Origin of the sequence: Listeria aquatica FSL S10-1188 (assembly GCF_000525795.1) — a bacterium.
GTDB lineage: Bacteria > Bacillota > Bacilli > Lactobacillales > Listeriaceae > Listeria > Listeria aquatica.
In genome coordinates this window covers 70,575-86,785 of sequence record NZ_AOCG01000007.1, presented here as the reverse complement: position 1 = coordinate 86,785, position 16,211 = coordinate 70,575, and the positions used below count along the sequence as shown (strand labels likewise).

Annotated in this window: 11 protein-coding genes, 1 rRNA gene and 5 pseudogenes; 4 read left to right on the top strand and 13 right to left on the bottom strand. The window is 39.9% G+C overall.

The features are described 5' to 3' along the window. From MAQA_RS06245 to MAQA_RS06235, 3 genes and pseudogenes are all read right to left on the bottom strand, one after another. A 16S ribosomal RNA gene (locus tag MAQA_RS06245) occupies nt 1–92 on the bottom strand; the annotation flags it as partial. A gap of 483 nt (nt 93–575) precedes the next feature. Continuing rightward, nucleotides 576–1,019, bottom strand: coding sequence for a peroxide-responsive transcriptional repressor PerR (gene perR, locus MAQA_RS06240; protein ID WP_036072328.1), 444 nt, complete (start codon nt 1,017–1,019; stop codon nt 576–578). 80 nt (nt 1,020–1,099) lie between these two features. Then, a pseudogene (locus MAQA_RS06235) lies at nt 1,100–2,045 on the bottom strand (NAD(P)-dependent oxidoreductase). Nucleotides 2,046–2,193: 148 nt separating this feature from the next. On the opposite strand from MAQA_RS06235, the pseudogene MAQA_RS06230 reads away from it, so the two are divergent. Then, nucleotides 2,194–3,508 (top strand): annotated as a pseudogene (locus MAQA_RS06230) (glutamate-1-semialdehyde 2,1-aminomutase). Nucleotides 3,509–3,572: 64 nt separating this feature from the next. After that, nucleotides 3,573–4,652 carry an aromatic acid exporter family protein gene (locus MAQA_RS06225; protein ID WP_036072326.1) on the top strand — a complete coding sequence of 360 codons (1,080 nt, stop codon included), beginning with the start codon at nt 3,573–3,575 and terminating at the stop codon, nt 4,650–4,652. Between the two features lie 29 nt (nt 4,653–4,681). Here MAQA_RS06225 and MAQA_RS06220 read toward each other — a convergent pair whose 3' ends face one another. The 5 genes and pseudogenes from MAQA_RS06220 to mutY form a co-directional block, all read right to left on the bottom strand. After that, nucleotides 4,682–5,713, bottom strand: a complete 1,032-nt coding sequence (locus tag MAQA_RS06220; RefSeq protein ID WP_149023324.1) for a PA2928 family protein — start codon at nt 5,711–5,713, stop codon at nt 4,682–4,684. After that, a complete protein-coding gene (locus MAQA_RS06215; RefSeq protein WP_036072322.1) occupies nt 5,601–6,077 on the bottom strand; it encodes a hypothetical protein in 477 nt (158 codons plus the stop codon). The genes MAQA_RS06220 and MAQA_RS06215 overlap by 113 nt, the downstream gene beginning before the upstream one ends. A gap of 126 nt (nt 6,078–6,203) precedes the next feature. Further along, nucleotides 6,204–6,731 carry a nucleoside tri-diphosphate phosphatase gene (gene ntdP, locus MAQA_RS06210; RefSeq protein ID WP_036072319.1) on the bottom strand — a complete coding sequence of 176 codons (528 nt, stop codon included), beginning with the start codon at nt 6,729–6,731 and terminating at the stop codon, nt 6,204–6,206. Nucleotides 6,732–6,908: 177 nt separating this feature from the next. Next, nucleotides 6,909–7,656, bottom strand: a pseudogene (fabL, locus tag MAQA_RS06205) (enoyl-[acyl-carrier-protein] reductase FabL). Continuing rightward, the gene (gene mutY / locus MAQA_RS06200) at nt 7,653–8,756 is read right to left on the bottom strand and encodes an A/G-specific adenine glycosylase (protein ID WP_036072347.1); all 1,104 of its coding nucleotides are present in this window, start codon (nt 8,754–8,756) and stop codon (nt 7,653–7,655) included. Before mutY ends, fabL begins: the two are co-directional and overlap by 4 nt. Before the next feature lie 245 nt (nt 8,757–9,001). On the opposite strand from mutY, the gene MAQA_RS06195 reads away from it, so the two are divergent. After that, nucleotides 9,002–9,985, top strand: a complete 984-nt coding sequence (locus MAQA_RS06195; RefSeq protein WP_036072317.1) for a metal-dependent hydrolase — start codon at nt 9,002–9,004, stop codon at nt 9,983–9,985. 108 nt (nt 9,986–10,093) lie between these two features. On the opposite strand, the gene MAQA_RS06190 is transcribed toward MAQA_RS06195, so the two are convergent. From MAQA_RS06190 to recX, 3 genes and pseudogenes are all read right to left on the bottom strand, one after another. Next, nucleotides 10,094–10,555, bottom strand: a complete 462-nt coding sequence (locus MAQA_RS06190) for a dCTP deaminase/dUTPase family protein (protein ID WP_036072315.1) — start codon at nt 10,553–10,555, stop codon at nt 10,094–10,096. Further along, complete coding sequence (locus tag MAQA_RS06185) at nt 10,552–10,803, bottom strand: YfhJ family protein (RefSeq protein WP_036072313.1); 252 nt, start codon at nt 10,801–10,803, stop codon at nt 10,552–10,554. Before MAQA_RS06185 ends, MAQA_RS06190 begins: the two co-directional genes overlap by 4 nt. Then, nucleotides 10,800–11,618 (bottom strand): annotated as a pseudogene (recX, locus tag MAQA_RS06180) (recombination regulator RecX). The gene MAQA_RS06185 and the pseudogene recX overlap by 4 nt, the downstream one beginning before the upstream one ends. Before the next feature lie 91 nt (nt 11,619–11,709). Here recX and MAQA_RS06175 point away from each other — a divergent pair. After that, the gene (locus MAQA_RS06175; protein WP_036072344.1) at nt 11,710–12,621 is read left to right on the top strand and encodes a TIGR01777 family oxidoreductase; all 912 of its coding nucleotides are present in this window, start codon (nt 11,710–11,712) and stop codon (nt 12,619–12,621) included. A gap of 148 nt (nt 12,622–12,769) precedes the next feature. On the opposite strand, the pseudogene mprF reads toward MAQA_RS06175, so the two are convergent. Continuing rightward, nucleotides 12,770–15,378: pseudogene (mprF, locus tag MAQA_RS06170) on the bottom strand (bifunctional lysylphosphatidylglycerol flippase/synthetase MprF). Nucleotides 15,379–15,404: 26 nt separating this feature from the next. Beyond that, the gene (locus MAQA_RS06165; protein ID WP_036072311.1) at nt 15,405–16,088 is read right to left on the bottom strand and encodes a VanZ family protein; all 684 of its coding nucleotides are present in this window, start codon (nt 16,086–16,088) and stop codon (nt 15,405–15,407) included. Nucleotides 16,089–16,211: the final 123 nt, after the last annotated feature.

Genomic DNA, 16,211 nt, shown 5'->3' with positions numbered 1-16,211 from the left:
AGAGAAGCAAGCTTCTCTTTGGTTCGTTCGACTTGCATGTATTAGGCACGCCGCCAGCGTTCGTCCTGAGCCAGGATCAAACTCTCTTTAAAATAAATGGAATTTGAATACTTATCCAACACCGTGAATAAGTCTCCTTAGCGTCAAAATTGACTTTGCTAGCTTTCTTACTTGTTTTTTGGAAATCGCTCTCGATTTCCTGTCCTGCGAATTGATTGGTGAAACGTACTGTCTCATCGCTTTTTCGTCTTCTTTTTGTTCAGTTTTCAAAGGTCATTTAGTTGCAAAAATAAGTTTCATTTTGAAAGTGAAATCGTTTTTTGCGACTTTTAAATCATATCATTTGAACGCTGATCTGTCAACAATTTTTTAATTTGTTTTTTCTTGCATTTCAAATCAAAAATGTTGTAATTAGTAGCGCCGAGAACTAATATACCAAGTTTAGAGAAGTATGTCAATAAAATTATGAATAAAAATGTAGAAAAATGTAAAATCATGTTTAACAGCTTTGTTCTGCATAAAATATGCATATAAAAAGTGTGCAAAATTCATTGCACACTTTTAAGCTATTTCAATCAATGATTTTCTTTTGCCTGACACTCTGGACAAATTCCATAAACTTCTAAACGATGCTTATTAATTTCATATCCAGTAACAGAAGCAGCAAAATGTTCCACTTCATCTAAACCTGGATAATGAAAATCTACAATTTTCCCACACTTTTCACAAATTGCGTGATAGTGATTAGACGTAGTGAAATCAAAACGGCTTGAAGCATCACCATAAGATAATTCTTTGATTAACCCGGCATCACGAAATACGCGTAAGTTGTTGTAAACGGTCGCAACACTCATATTCGGATATTCAGGTTCTAAGGCCTTATAGATTTCATCTGCTGTAGGATGGGAATGTGAATTGATTAAGAACTCTAATATAGCATGACGTTGAGGAGTAATACGAACTCCAGACTGTTTGAGGACATCTATTGACTCTTTTAATTGAGTACTAGACACCGCCATGCACTCCTTCCCTAAATTAAAATAATTTTAATACTTCTATTATTTTAACGGAAACTCTTCTATTATGTCAATAATGGGATTTAATAGCCACGTTTTAAATCTATCAAATTGACGAGTGCTTCATTTTGCTTAAATCGGGTGATATTGTCTGCAAAGATTTGAAAACTACGTTTGAGATACTGATCAGTATGCCCAGAAACATGTGGTGTTAAAGTTACATTTTCTGCTCCCCACAATGGACTTTCTATAGGTAGAGGCTCTTCTGGAAAGACGTCCAAATAAAAATGTCTAACGGCATTTGCTTGGATAGCTTCTTCAAGTACTTCTTTTGTTGTTACGTTTCCCCGACCAATATTGATAAAGACGGCTTGATTAGGAAGGGATTCAAAAAAGTTTCTTCCATAGATTTCATTTGTTTCCTTCGTTTTAGGCAAGACTGAGACAAAGTAGTCAACTTCTGAAATTAGTTCGGATAGATTCTTTAGCGGGTAAGTTTTGTCAAAGGATTCTGCTTTATGGCCAGTTGTATTGAAACCGATCGTCTTCATTTGAAAAGTTTTTGCAAAGCGTGCTACTTGGATGCCTATTGCGCCTGTTCCGGCAATGGCGATAGTTTTTTCACCCAACTCAACTACGGGATGTTCGGACGCGTATTGTTTTTTTTTGCTGTGCTGAACTAAAGAAGCGCAACTGTTTGACATCATCAAGTAGGTAAGCCATGACAAATTCTGCCATGGGGTAAGCGTGGATGCCTCGCACGTTGCTGACTTTGATTTGTCGTCTTGTAATCGCTTCTGCTGGAAGGCTATCGACACCTGCTGAATATACCATGATCCATTTGAGGTTTTCTGCTGCCTGAATAAGTGGCTCTGTGAGGTCGCTACCGTAAGTGACGATGACATCTACTTCCTTTAGTTCAGGAAAGTTTTCTAGATTGTCTGTGTAATAGGTTTTGTCGGTTTCAAATTGTTTAGCGAATTCTTTTTGCAATTCTTCTGGAATTGCCATGGTAAAAACGATTTTCATTAAGCCTACCTCCCTTTTTTACCCAGTGTATGACTTTTTTTAGAAAACAGCAATGATCTTGCCCTTTCAAGTTGCGACTTCTGCTTATTTTTCATAGAATAGAAGAGACGAGCAGGGAAACCTGCCTGATATAAAAGGAGATGTAAAGATGAATCATTCGAAATCTGAAGAGCTACATGAAGAAGCAAAAAAAACACATTGTTGGCGGTGTCAACAGCCCAAGCCGGTCTTACAAAGGTGTTGGTGGCGGTGTTCCGATTACGATGAAATCTGCAAGTGGAGCTTATTTTTATGATGTGGATGGAAATAAGTACATTGATTATTTGGCGGCTTTTGGTCCAATCATCACTGGACACGCGCATCCACATATCACAAAGGCGATCACACATGCGGCAGAAACGGGGGTCCTTTACGGAACGCCAACGGAACACGAAATTACGTTTGCCAAAATGTTAAAAGAAGCTATTCCCTCGCTTGATAAGGTTCGTTTTACAAATTCGGGTACGGAAGCTGTGATGACCACTGTCCGGGTGGCACGTGCTTATACTGGGCGCGAAAAAATCATTAAGTTCGGCGGCTCCTATCATGGTCACTTTGATCTTGTTCTCGTTGAAGCAGGTTCTGGGCCTTCTACACTTGGAACGCCTGACTCTGCTGGTGTGACGCAAGCGACTGCACGTGAAGTGATTACGGTTCCGTTTAATGATTTGGATGCTTTTCGTGAGGCGCTTAAAGCTTGGGGCGATCAAGTGGCGGCTGTCCTCGTTGAACCGATCGTTGGGAACTTCGGGATTGTTGCTCCGGAACCTGGCTTCTTGGAGAAAGTGAATGAAATGACGCATGAAGCTGGCGCACTTGTGATTTATGATGAGGTCATTACGGCATTTCGCTTTATGTATGGCGGTGCACAAGACTATTTAAATATTACACCCGATTTGACAGCTCTTGGGAAAATTATCGGTGGCGGCCTTCCGATCGGTGCTTACGGTGGACGGGCTGATATTATGGAAGAAGTTGCCCCACTCGGACCTGCTTATCAAGCTGGCACACATGCTGGGAACCCTGCTTCTATTCAGTCTGGTATCGCCTGCTTGGAAGTTCTTCAAGAAGAAGGTCTTTATGACCGCTTTGAAAAATTGGGCCAGATGTTAAAAGAAGGGATTTTAAGCGCGGCAAAGGAATATCAAATTCCTGTAACGGTGAATCAAATTGTCGGTGCCTTAACTGTCTTTTTCACAGATAAAACGGTTCGAAATTATGAAGATGCACAAAATACAGATGGTGAGGCTTTCGCCGAGTTCTTTAAGGGGATGCGTGAGGAAGGGATTTTACTTGCTGCGTCTAAATATGAGGCTTGGTTTGTCACAACTGCTCACACAGAAAAAGATATCGAGGAAACGCTAGAAGCTGTTCAGCGTGTTTTCAAAAAAAATGGCGGAAAATATGTAAAATCATGTTATTAATTAGTGAGACGGGTTATAATAAGAAAAAAGTGTTTTTAGGCACTTTAGAAAGGAATTACTTCGCATGAAATTCGGAGCTCGAATTCTAAAAACCGGAATTGCTATTTCGCTCGCACTTTTTATTGCGCAGCTTTGTAAGTCGCCTTCACCGGCACTCGCAGGTATTTCCGCTATTTTTGCGATTCAGCCCTCGATTTATCGTTCCTATTTAACTATTTTAGAACGTGCTCAAGGGAATGTAATCGGAGCCGTGATTGCCATTTTATTCGGACTCTATATTGGGAATGATTTCATCTTGATCGGCGTAGCTTCTATTATCTGTGTGGCGCTTTTACTGAAATTAAAGCTTGAAAACACGATCGGGCTTGCTGTTGTGACACTTGTCATTATCATGGACTCTCCCGGAAACGGCTTTCTCGAGACTGCGCTTATTCGTTTTGGGACGATTATGCTGGGTCTTGTAGCGGCATTTATTGTAAACTTGATTTTTATTCCGCCGAAATATGAAGTCACGCTTTATCAACAAATTTATACTACGAACAGTGAGATCATGAAATGGATTAAGTTGAACTTACGACACGCGGCGGATTTTCCACTTCTAAAAAAAGATATGAACTGGATGCAAAATCAAATGTCGCAAATTCGTAATCAGTATGATTTATTTAAAGAAGAACGCTCATTCCGAAAAAAAGAGATGCTCGCAAAATCACGAAAAATCGCGATTTACAGGCAAATGATCTTGTGTTCGCAAAAAGCAATTGATTTACTGAAAATCCAACATCGCTATGAAAATGATTATTTGCTCCTCGCTCCGCTTAAGCAGGAACAAATTCGACAGCAAATCGATTATTTAACGGATAAGCATGAGCAACTACTTCTTACTTATATCGATAAAGTGGCTGTTGATGTGGATTATGTGGAAGATCATCTGGCTCAAGATCCTAAAGAATTGATGGACTTGTTTATTAATGAATTGAAACTTGATGATGAAACGCGTGAACTGGATGAATATCACTTGATGAGGATTATTGCTTCGATCTTCGCATATCAGGAAACGGTAGATTACTTGGAAAAATTAATTCACAGTTTCAAACTGAGACACCAAGAAGATAACCAAATTGATATTAGCGTCACTGAAGAATAAAAACGCTGTAGGCTTAGCCTACAGCGTTTTTATTCGGGTTTCTTGCTGAAAAAACGGTCATTTTGAAAGCTATAACCTTTTAAGTTCCCATTTTTTAAGTTCATCTCTAGCAAATCATCATTAGACAGAAGTGTGAGTTTATCTCCTTGTTTTAAGGTGCTAGAGATGCTTGAAGTGTATAAGAGCGTCGTCCAACTCACCTGCTTTGTCCGCGGATTAAAAGCACTTAGTTTCAGACTTGAATTTCTTTCAATGGTTTCATAATGCAAAATCAGCCAATTCCCTTCGCTAGTTGCAAGCGGTAAATATTTTGAACTCGTCGCGACTCCAAGTCCCCCTGTTATTCTCACAAAGCGGTTGTACTCGTTCGAATACGCGCTATTTTCTGTATCGCTTACTTGACTAGTAAAGTCTGTTAAGGTGTGAAAGGCATCATTTGTTGGTCGCTTTCGACTAGAATCAAGAATAAATTCACCAGAAATGAAAGCTTCAGACATTACTTTTTCATTATCCGAAACAGCTACTTTATTTTGTTTGACAAGTTTAGTTTGATAGAGATAAGATCTTTCATTTTCTTGATCCATTTCAATATCACCACCTGCTTGGATAGCTTGAAGCTCTTTGTCTGATAACAAAGCAAACAACTGGTCATTATCCGGCGTTGCTATGATTTGTGCGGTTTCAAATTTTTCACCACTCACTGGTGTCTCTGGAAAATCAGCTGCACGAATTCCTTCTTTCGTAACTTTCCCTGTTAGGTTTTTAGGATTGATTCGATAAAACTGACCATCTAATCCTTTAAAATAAACCAACTGGTCCTTCACTAGATAGTTTTCGTAATTCTTTGGTAACTGATTTTGGATGCCTTTAAAATCACTTGTCTTGGCTAATGTTTTCCCCGTTTTTAAGGCAATCACTTGAAGACCATTCCCAGTAAAATACCAAAGTTTATCTCCCGTTTTCCCGAGTAATTCTGCTTCTCCGCCGGATAGTTTCGTTTGCCAAACTTTTTTTGCCTGACTCTTGTGAAAGAGCGACCGCATAATAGCGCGTACTTCCATATGTACCGTATTTTCCTGTTTCGTTTGCCAGAAAGTTCCCTGTCGTAAGTGCCACGGCTTCATCTCCGTTTGAAGTTTTAAAAGTAACAAATTTCTGCCCTGGTGTAACAGAACTCGAGCCGCCTAGCGAAAGGGAAAGAATCAAAAACAGCACAACGGGAAAGACAAGCGGTCCGATTAAAATAGTGAAAAAAGCAGTAATTGAAAAGCGTTCTTTTTTTCGAATCAATGTGCGAATATAACGGATGGCAAAAAACACACAAGCCCCAGCGATAATATAAATAATGGTTAAAAATACATTATGCCAGATCGCTAGGTCATACTGAAAGGCACGTACAATTCTATCCCAAAAAGTTAACTCCAATTTTTTCTCCCCTTATCTGCTTCAATATGCTTTTTGTAGTTTTATGTAAAAATTCAGTTAGTTAAAGATAGCAAAACCCCAAGCCTATTCAAGAATCCTTAGGCCTAGGGTCCGTCAATAATGACTTCAACGGTATTCTTTGTACTTTTCGTACCAAATGTCAATGTAATCTTTCGAAAAAGGTCCTTTTTTATCAAGAATCCAGTGACTTAAAATATCCACATTTTTTCGCAAAATCCGGTCGATAGAATCTGGATATTTCATTTGGCGGCGATGCTGTTCGTATTCGCCTTCATCAAGCAAATGAAATCGTCCATCTGGGAAGACTTTAATATCCAAATCGTAATCTATATACTTGAGTGCCTCACGGTCCATTGCAAACGGGGTTCCAAGATTACAATAATGATATAAGCCGTCTTCTCGAATCATTGAAATGACATTAAACCAATAATCGCTGTGAAAATAACAAATGGAAGGTTCACGTGTTACCCACTTTCTTCCATCTGATTCAACAACAAGCGTGTGATCATTTCCGCCGATGATCACGTTTTCTGTTGATTTAAGGACAACTGTTTTTTTCCAAGTACGATGAAGTTTACCGTTATGCTTGTAGCTTTTGATTTGAATAATTTCTTTTTCTTTAGGCAAGTACATATGCGCTTTCCTACTTTCTTCATGTACTAGAAACGGTTCACCTTGTATTATAGCATAAAAAAAATGACACAAAAAAAACTATAAACTCCTTCAAAAGCACGAATAACCTCAGAAAACCTCTTTTTCAAGAACATAAAGAAAGCTTTGGACGATTTAAAACCATCCAAAGCTCTACTACTAAGCAAGTAACGTTCGTCCACCATCAACAATAATTGTCTGCCCGCGGATCATATCTGCTTGTTCACTTGCTAGAAATAGCACAGTATTCACTAAATCATTTAATTGAACCATTCTTCCAGCTGGCGTTTTATGAATCGCGTCTTGAATCAGCTCTTCTTTGTTTGGGAAGTGATCAAGCGCCTCCGTTTCGATTAAACCACCAGAAACCGTATTGACCGCAATGCCAAGTGGAGCAAGTTCAACGGCTAGGTATCTCGTTAACGATTCAACTGCTGCTTTTGAAACACCCACTGTTGTATAATTTTCTAGGTAGCGGATAGCGCCAATCGAGCTAACTCCGATGATTTTTCCGCCTCCCGTTTCTTGCATCAATTTGGCTGCTTCTTGGCTAGCGAATAACAAGGCTTTTGCATTGATATTCATCGTCCAGTCCCAGTGTGTTTCTTGGAGCTCCATCAGCGGCTTTAAAACGCCACTTGCTGCGTTACTAACAAATAAATCTAATCGTCCGAAGGTGTCTTTTATTTCAGCAAACATCACTCGCATTTTCTCAACATCTCCAATGTTGGCGCGGAAAAGCTCACAGCGACGTCCCATTTGTTCGATTTCCAATTTTACTTCTTCTGCTTTTTTTTCTATTTCTCGCAAAATTCACTGCGATATCGTATCCTTCAGCTGCAAGTTTCAGTGCAATTTCACGTCCTAATCCTCGACTGCTTCCAGTTACTAGTGCTACTTGATTCATTCTTGATTTCCTCCTTTTTGTTTTAAAAAAGCTTGCCACATTTTTTGGTACGGAACCGGGAAGGCAAGTTCAGTCATCTCTTTTTCCGTTAAACATTTGGTTCGTCCTGATAATTCTCCTTCTAAAATACGCGCTTGTTTAAGTTCAACTTGCCAAACAAGGTGTGAAAATACATGCTTAACATGCGTCACTACATTATCCGCTAGTTCTAAAGTAAGCCCGTATTTTCGTAAGAATTTCAGTTTTACAAGTTCATCATTTTCATTGGGTAGAGCCTCTATTGTCGGAAACTGCCACATGCCAGCAAGCAAACCTGTATCTTCCCGCTGCTCCACAATATATTTTCCATCTTGTTCAATGATAACGGCTATAAGTGGAATTGTTTTGGACTTTGTCTTTTTAATTTTAACAGGATAATCAAGCTCTTTTCCAGCTTGATGTGCTTCGCAAAATTCTTGCAGCGGGCACAGTAAACACATTGGCTTTTTTGGTGTGCATACAAGTGCACCAATTTCCATCAAGCCTTGATTAAATGCAGAGGCATGCTCTGGATCAATCAATTTATATAAAATCGCTTCAAACGTTTTTCTTGTTTTCGGCTTCATGATGTCTTCATCAATTTCAAAAATCCGTGATATCACCCGCATTACGTTCCCATCAACTGCCGGCTCTTGCTTCCCATAAGCAATGCTAAGAATAGCTCCTGCTGTATAAGGTCCCACTCCCTTAAGACTCAAAAGCGCTTCTTTTGTATCAGGAACCACTCCACCAAACTCTTCAGTCACTTGCCGCATAGCTATTTGCAAATTGCGAACACGTGAATAATAGCCGAGTCCTTCCCAGGCTTTTAAAATTTCGGCTTCCGTCGCATAAGCAAAATCCCGCATCGTCGGAAACTTTTGCATGAAACGTTCAAAATAAGGAAGCACGGTATCCACTCGTGTTTGCTGAAGCATCACTTCTGATACCCAAATTCTGTAAGGATCTGTATTTTCACGCCACGGTAAAACGCGCTTGTTTACATCATACCAAGAAACAAGTGCTAGCCGAAAACTTGAAATTTTAGATGAATCCCAGTTTAGAAATTCATGTGTTTGCATTTTATTCACCATAATTCTCATAGATTTTTAATGTGCTGTTCTTCTCAATGTGTAGTATAATGTAGACGAGGGAATAGAATAATAAGCTTAACTTTTACTATTATACAGAAAGTCTAAGGCTTTGAACAGACTTCTGTATAGAAAAGAAGAGCTGATTAGAGTTTATTACTCTAATCCCATTTTGTTGCAGAGAGCAGTCGCTTTCTTTTAAGGTGACTACTTTCACTCTACGAGGAGGAAAGCTTTTGGACACTGGCACACACGTTGTTATGGGGATCGCACTTGGGGGTCTTGCAACAGGGATTGACCCTGGGATCGCAAGCAGTTCACCCGCTGTGATCGGCATCATGGCAGCAACGATCATTGGTTCTCAAATTCCCGACGTCGATACGGTTTTAAAACTTAAAAACAACGCGGACTATATTCGCAATCACAGAGGGGTAACACACTCTCTTCCAATGCTGTTTATTTGGCCGCTACTCATTTCAACTATACTTTACTTTATTTTTCCGCAGGCTACTTTTATACACTTACTACTTTGGAGTTTTATTGCGGTTGCGCTCCACATCTTTGTTGACATTTTTAACGCGTATGGCACGCAAGCGATTCGACCTTTCAAGGATACCTGGGTCGCCTTTGGTTTTATCAACACATTTGACTGGTTTATTTTCGGGTCACATGTGGTTGCGATCATCCTTTGGTTACTTGGTACACCCGCGGGTCCAACGTTCTTTACGCTTTATGCGATCCTAGCGCTTTATTATGTCGCACGGGCCGTGACACAGCAAATGATCAAACGAGCGGTTCAACATTTAATTCCTGACGCTGAAGAAATTATTGTTGCTTCAACCATACATTTCTTCCAGTGGCGTGTTGCCGTCACAACGAAAGATCATTACTACGTGGGACGAGCATTCAAACGAAATATTTCGATCTATGAAAAATTCGATCGTTTGCCTGTTCCAGATAATGAGCTCATTCGTGCTGCGAAACAGGATAAAAATTTAGCTGCTTTCGTTTCTTTCTCCAAAGTCTACAACTGGAGAATTGAAGAAAAGTTAGATGCAACCTATGTCACGTTTACGGATTTGAGATACCGTAGCAATGGGCATTACCCATTTGTTGCAGTCGTGCGCTTAGATGATAATTTAAAAATTCTATCGTCTTATACAGGCTGGATTTTTTCTGATGAAAAATTACAGAAAAAACTCGTTCCTGTCGCACTCTAAACCCTACCCCATACAAAAAAGAGAGTTTTTACTACTCTCTTTGCAAGAAACTGGAAGGTAAATGGACTATTTCATTTACCTTTCGGCTTTTTTACTATCCTTCACCAATTAAAGTCCCGTGCTGCCAAAACCACCATCGCGTGTTTCGCTCATCACTTCATCCTGATCAGCCACAAGATACTTCGTAAAAATCCCTTGGGCAATTCGTTCCCCTTTTTGAATAGTCACAGGCTCGCTTCCGATATTCCGAAGCGCAATCCCGATATTCCCATCATTATCTTTATTTTCATAATAAGAAGCATCAATAATTCCTGTGTTATTGGATAAGTTAAGCCCACGCTTAATTCCCATCGAAGATCTCACGTGCATCATCAAAACTTCATCACTTAACATATAGCTTTTTACATCTGTGAAAAAAGTATGTGTTCCTCCAGGATGAAGTGTCGCATCTTCATTCGAATAAAAATCATAGCCCGCAGAACCAGCATCCGAGCGTTCTGGTAAATGAATCTCTTCCCCTTTAAAAAAGCGACTATCCTCGCGAACCACTTCAAAACCACGTTGTTTCATTTTATTTCCCCCTCATTCTCATCTTTTTGCTTTCTTGTAACTAAATGAAGCATCGCCCCATGCTGTTCAATTTGTTGTTTGACATAATCTGCCGCATACTGAGCACCACGATACGGGTATCCTGCTTTTGCATAAGAACTTTCAAAATCACTCCAAAGCATTTCCACCCACCAAAGTGCCTTTTCCTCACTAAGAGCCGGATTTTTAGCAAGTAATTGTTTCGTTAATTCCTCCGTATAATCGTTCACTCATCTTCCACCTCTTCAAAATCAATCTCATGTTCCGCAAGATAGGCTTCAATGTTTGCATAGCTAAAGCCTTTTTGGCATCAATGATTGAATCGTTTTTTGCTTCGCTTTTCGCGGCTCGAATCGTTTATTCTTGCGGATTAGTTTTTCAAGCTGTTTACCAAGAATTTCTGTTTCATCTTCTTCATTTAACTCAGCAGTAGCTTCGCTTGCCGCATTTTTCACTTCAAGCTCTGAAAAACCTTTCTGCAGTAGATCTGTTCGAATCTTCATTACAAGACGCTGTTTGGCTAAATTTCGACTACGTCTTGCTATTTTTGATGCTTCTTTAAGCGCATTCTCCTCACGTTCTTCTGCTGTATAAGTAGCTAGACTCGCGTCAATGATTTCACGTGTAACCCCTTTTTCGATCAATTCTCGGCGGATTTTTCCCGGGCCTTTTGTTGTAGTCTTGACTTGTGTTCTCACGTAAAGTTTTGCGAATTCAGCATCATTTAAATAATCCATCTCCACAAGCTTTTGAATAATGCTATCTTGGTGAATGGCTTCAATTTCCTGCTTCGCTAAAAAAGAACGAATTTCTTTTTCCGAGCGAACACGATGAGATAAAAATTGAATCGCCTTATTTAATCCAACCCGAACTTGGTCAGCTTCTTCAATTTGCTCAATTTCTTCTTCTGAAAGTGTTTTTCCTTTCGAAAGATGAAAACGCGCGAGCACTTCTTCATCTACACTAAAACGATACTTTTCATCCACAAAAACATTGTAGCGTTCTTTTTCTTTTTTTCCTGTATTCGGATTGCGGTAATTTTCATGAAAAAACCTCCCTGTTTATCTTATCATACTCCGAAATGGGTTTCTATTGTTAATGAAACGGGAAAAGGCAAAACGAAACGAGGTGGAGAAATGAATATTTTAATTGCCGGAGGAACTGGATTAATCGGCAGGCGATTAACGAAGTCCTATATGGAAACAGGAGATCAAGTTTATATTTTAACACGGGAAAAACGAGCTTCCTTCGAGAACATTCATTTCATTCAGTGGCTGCAAGATGACATTTCGCTTCCTGATTTGAGTGACATTCATTTTGACCTAGTCCTTAATCTTGCTGGAGCAAACCTAGCTTCTAAAAGATGGACCGCAATACGGAAAAAAGAAATTGTGGATAGTCGAATTCAAGCAACTGCAGCTTTACTTGCCATCATCAAACATCAACCGCAAAAGCCAGATGTTTGGATCAACGCCAGTGCAGTTGGTGGCTATCCCCCATCCTATACGGAAATCTATTCCGATTACTATAGAGAAGAACATCCAAAGCGGGCTTCATTTCTTGGAAGAACTGTCACTGAGTGGGAAAAAACGGCTTCCGAAGTAGAGAAGCTTGGAATCAGGCTCGTTATCGCTCGATTCGGGCTCGTGCTAGGCCGAGAAGGAGGAGCCTTCCCATCTTTTGAAAAAGTCTTTCGAAGCGGGCTCGGCGGGAAATTTGGCACCGGTGAAATGTGGTATTCGTGGATTCATATTGATGACCTTGTGCGCGCGGTTCGTTTTGTCGCAAACGATGAAAGCTTAACTGGGATCGTCCATTTCACTTCCCCTCATCCCGTCCAGGAGAAGCAGTTTGCTATGAAAATGGCTGAGAAATTACACCGACCTTCCCTCCTGACCATTCCAGAAACTGCGATCAAATTTGCACTGGGAGACAAGGCGGCTGCCATTTTAGATAGTCATCGTGTATATCCCGAGCAGCTCGTCTCTCACCATTTTGAATTCTATTTTGATACGATTGACCTTGCTTTAAACGACTTAATTGATTAAAAAAAGCTTGGAAGTGCTACTGACATTTAGTGTTTGTCAGCTACTTCCAAGCTTTTTTTCTTGCGATATGTGAAGTTCATGTTTAGCGAATACAGTGACGAATCGTTCTACGATCAACTCAAATCAGAAAAAAATTTCGGTACTGCATTTATTCATCCTTCGTTTTCGGTTCATCTGGATTCGCATCTGAGAGGGGCACTTCGAGAAGAATCTGCCCTTTCTTAAGCGGTCTCTTTTTACCAACAAGGAGCATCAATTGGAGCATTGTAAAGGCAATCGAGCTACGCTTTCTGTAAGCAACAAATTTTTGCACCCAAGTGGTTACATATTTGGCTTTGTAGTTTCTTAATCCCTTAAAGCTATAGAAGCCTTGGCTGTAACGGTAAACAAGGCCGGCCAAGCGTTCTCCTAAAAAGGCATATTGTGATTCACCCACATTCGCGAGCGGCGCCATTCCCATATTGAAGGTTTGATAGCCTTTTTCTTTCGCATCTTCAAATAGTTTGATGAATAGAAAATCCATGATACCTGAAGGTGCGTCTTTTCCGTAGCGCATCAAATCGATCGAGGTTAATTCATCCGTGTAAGCCGGCATGATGGAAGCGAATGCGATAATCTCTCCATCCGCGTTTCTTGCAACGGCTATATCTGCTTGGTTTAAATAATAAGAATCAAAGAAGCCAAGCGAAAATCCTTTTTCGGTACGGCCCGAAAGCCACTCATCTGAAAGTTTGCGAAGGGTTTTAAAAGTTTCTCCATCAAATGGCGGGGTTAGAATTTCAAACTGATAACCTTCCCGCTCAAATTTATTCATCAAAGCACGCTCGCCTTTTTTCTTTTTACCGGAAAGCGAAAAGTCTGTTACATCAACATACCCTTCTTCGCCTAATTTGATAAAATCAAAGCCCATTTCATGCAAGTAGGCAAGCATATCACCTTTTACTTCATAAAATACAGGTCGGTAGCCAAACTTATCGGCTTCTTCCATCAGCTCTAATATCGCTGCATTGCGTTTTTTTTTCGTTTCCAATAGGCTCTCCCATAATGACCATTTTGTCGGCGATGATCCGAAAGGCAAAAAGTACCTCTCCGTCTTGTGCCCAGAAAAGAAGTTTATCACGTAAAAAGATGGTATGACTCACTTCATTGCCACCCCATTTTTCAAGATGGTCGCGTACGCGTTTTTCTTGAAATGGTGAACCAAATGGTTTTGGAGATTGCGATAGATAGATGTAGATGACAATAAGGCAAATGATGGCAATGAGCATTCCAATAAAACCAGTAAGCCAAATATGTTCGGAGGCAATTTCTAGATACTCGGGAATCGCTTTTTTATGGATCACTTTGGGTGAATTATAGATGCCGATAATCACGTAGCCAACTAAGCAAACTAGGAAAATAAGGGCATCAAAAATAAATTTTGCTCCATGTATAAACAAATTTCTCTCGGTAAAATTCTTTGCGTGCCAAAAATACACAGAGAAGCACAATACCGAGAAAAATCGCTTGCTTAATGGAAAATACGCGTGCAAGTGTATTGAAAATCGCACAGCCAAGTACAATCACGGTTGCGATATAAGCTTTTTTGGTTTTGCTTTCGATGCTTCTTCCAAGCCCCAGTAACAAAAAGCCGAATGCGACATTCGTTACTTGCGAGATAAACAAAAAGCTAAAGGGCATCAATTTGTAAAGAAACGGCACATGATAAATCGCAAAGGGTAAGACGGACGATAAGATCAACATTAAGCCGCTAAAATAAACAAATAACACTAAAAAGCGGTGAGCCACTTTTTGTAAAAAGAGAAAAGGAAGATTTTCTAGATAATCATTCAGTCGTTTTCCAGCTTTTTGAACGAAGAACAAAAGGCCGGCAAGGAATGGAATAATGTAGTAAAAAACTCGGTAAAATAGCAACCAGACGATCGCGAGTTCATTTGAAACGCCTAGCTGATCAAGCCCGTAAAGCATGACGAGGTCAAAGGTCCCAACCCCTCCTGGAACCATTGAAACGATTCCAATAACAGAAGCAATCACAAAGAGCGGGAAAACCTTCATCAAATCGACTGGTTCATTCATGAGAAAGCCAATTGCTACAAAGCAGAGAAAGGCAACCCCCCACTCCAGCAAAGAAGCAGAGATCAAAGAGGCTTCACGTTTAAGGGGCAAATCTTCGAAAAGAGATTTGCTTTTCCATTTTGTAACAATGAACAAAACAGGGAAATAAAGGCCGCCTCCTAAAAGCCATGGCCAAAAGCTACGAAAGTGATCTGCAAAGCCTGGAATCGGTAAAGTTGCAAGCCCTACTAAGCAGTAAATCGATAGCCCAGAGACAAGGAAAAGTGCAATCTTTGAAATCGCAAGTAAGATTTCTTTATGGGAGGCATTTTTTCCATAAAAGCTTGCCCGAAGAGATGCGCCAAGTACGCCTCCGAAGCCTCCGATATTCGTAAAGGTATTTGTGATCCAGCCAGAAGCAATGACGTGCATTGTTGAAAATTTTCCTGGCAAAAGTTTCACGATAACAAAGTCATAAATAAGCATGGGGGTAACCGCGATAAGTCCAATTAAAACCATCAATAACAAGGTTTCTGGACTTTGTGAAGTCATATTCTTTTTGAGCACATGAAAATCGATCGTTGTCGCGATGTTAAAAACTTCGTAAATGACAAATAGCATGATGAAGGATATAAAAACGATTTTAACAACCTTGCTGTTTCTTTGAAAAAAATCGTAGGCTTGTAGTAATTTCTCTTTCATTTTCATTCTCCTTTGATCAAAAAGTCTTATTTCCGTTTCCGTCTGCCTTTCACCCGTTTACGAAATGCCGGAACAAGATAAATACAGAGTACGCCAACTGAACCGCTTAGTGTGTTTAAAATCACATCATCAATATCCGTTGATCGACCTGATGGAAGTGCTAAGCCACTAAACCCAGTGACGAGTGTCGTTTGAATGAACTGAATGAGTTCGATTCCACACGATGTGAAAAAGACGATCAAAATCGCGATGCTTCCTCTTTTTACTACTTTAAAATATAATAAGAAAAAAGATAGCGGTGCAAGCATCAACGCATTACCAATAATTTGTATAACTGTTGGCATTGTCGGCAAGGTTTGCCGAAATGTATTTTCAATCGTTGTAAAAGGTTCCAAATTGATTAAGTCTTTTTGAATGTGAAAATCCCCTGTATACGTACTATTTGCAAAATCTCCTGCAGCAATATAAGTAACGAGATGGTGCAGGACAAATATATACAAAATAAAAACGGAAAACCAAACAAAATCAAGGCCGTTTTTAAGGTGTGCTAGTTTTATAAGGATTGCCGTAATCGCGAGCAAAAAGAGCCCGTTAACAACCGCATTAATGAATTCCGGTCGACTTCCAAATTGAACGGCTAAAAAAATGCCATATCCTAAGTATAGGAGCGGAAAACAAAGCATCAGATATTTTAATTGCTTGACTTGCATGAAGTGCCCGCCCTCTCTAATGATTTCTCTTTCTAGTGTAGCAGATTGCCTCTCGAATGAAAAGAAAATGTAAGCTTACATTTTCGAAAGAAAGTTGTCACATAAAAAAGCTTGACCTTAACG

What these genes read in the sequence shown, in the direction of transcription:
- perR (WP_036072328.1), bottom strand. Translation starts at nt 1,019, where the DNA reads ATGGCGGTGTCTAGTACTCAATTAAAAGAGTCAATAGATGTCCTCAAA.
- mutY (WP_036072347.1), bottom strand. Translation starts at nt 8,756, where the DNA reads ATGCAAACACATGAATTTCTAAACTGGGATTCATCTAAAATTTCAAGT.
- MAQA_RS06165 (WP_036072311.1), bottom strand. Translation starts at nt 16,088, where the DNA reads ATGCAAGTCAAGCAATTAAAATATCTGATGCTTTGTTTTCCGCTCCTA.
- MAQA_RS06190 (WP_036072315.1), bottom strand. Translation starts at nt 10,555, where the DNA reads ATGAAACAACGTGGTTTTGAAGTGGTTCGCGAGGATAGTCGCTTTTTT.
- MAQA_RS06175 (WP_036072344.1), top strand. Translation starts at nt 11,710, where the DNA reads ATGAATATTTTAATTGCCGGAGGAACTGGATTAATCGGCAGGCGATTA.
- ntdP (WP_036072319.1), bottom strand. Translation starts at nt 6,731, where the DNA reads ATGTACTTGCCTAAAGAAAAAGAAATTATTCAAATCAAAAGCTACAAG.
- MAQA_RS06225 (WP_036072326.1), top strand. Translation starts at nt 3,573, where the DNA reads ATGAAATTCGGAGCTCGAATTCTAAAAACCGGAATTGCTATTTCGCTC.
- MAQA_RS06220 (WP_149023324.1), bottom strand. Translation starts at nt 5,713, where the DNA reads ATGGAAGTACGCGCTATTATGCGGTCGCTCTTTCACAAGAGTCAGGCA.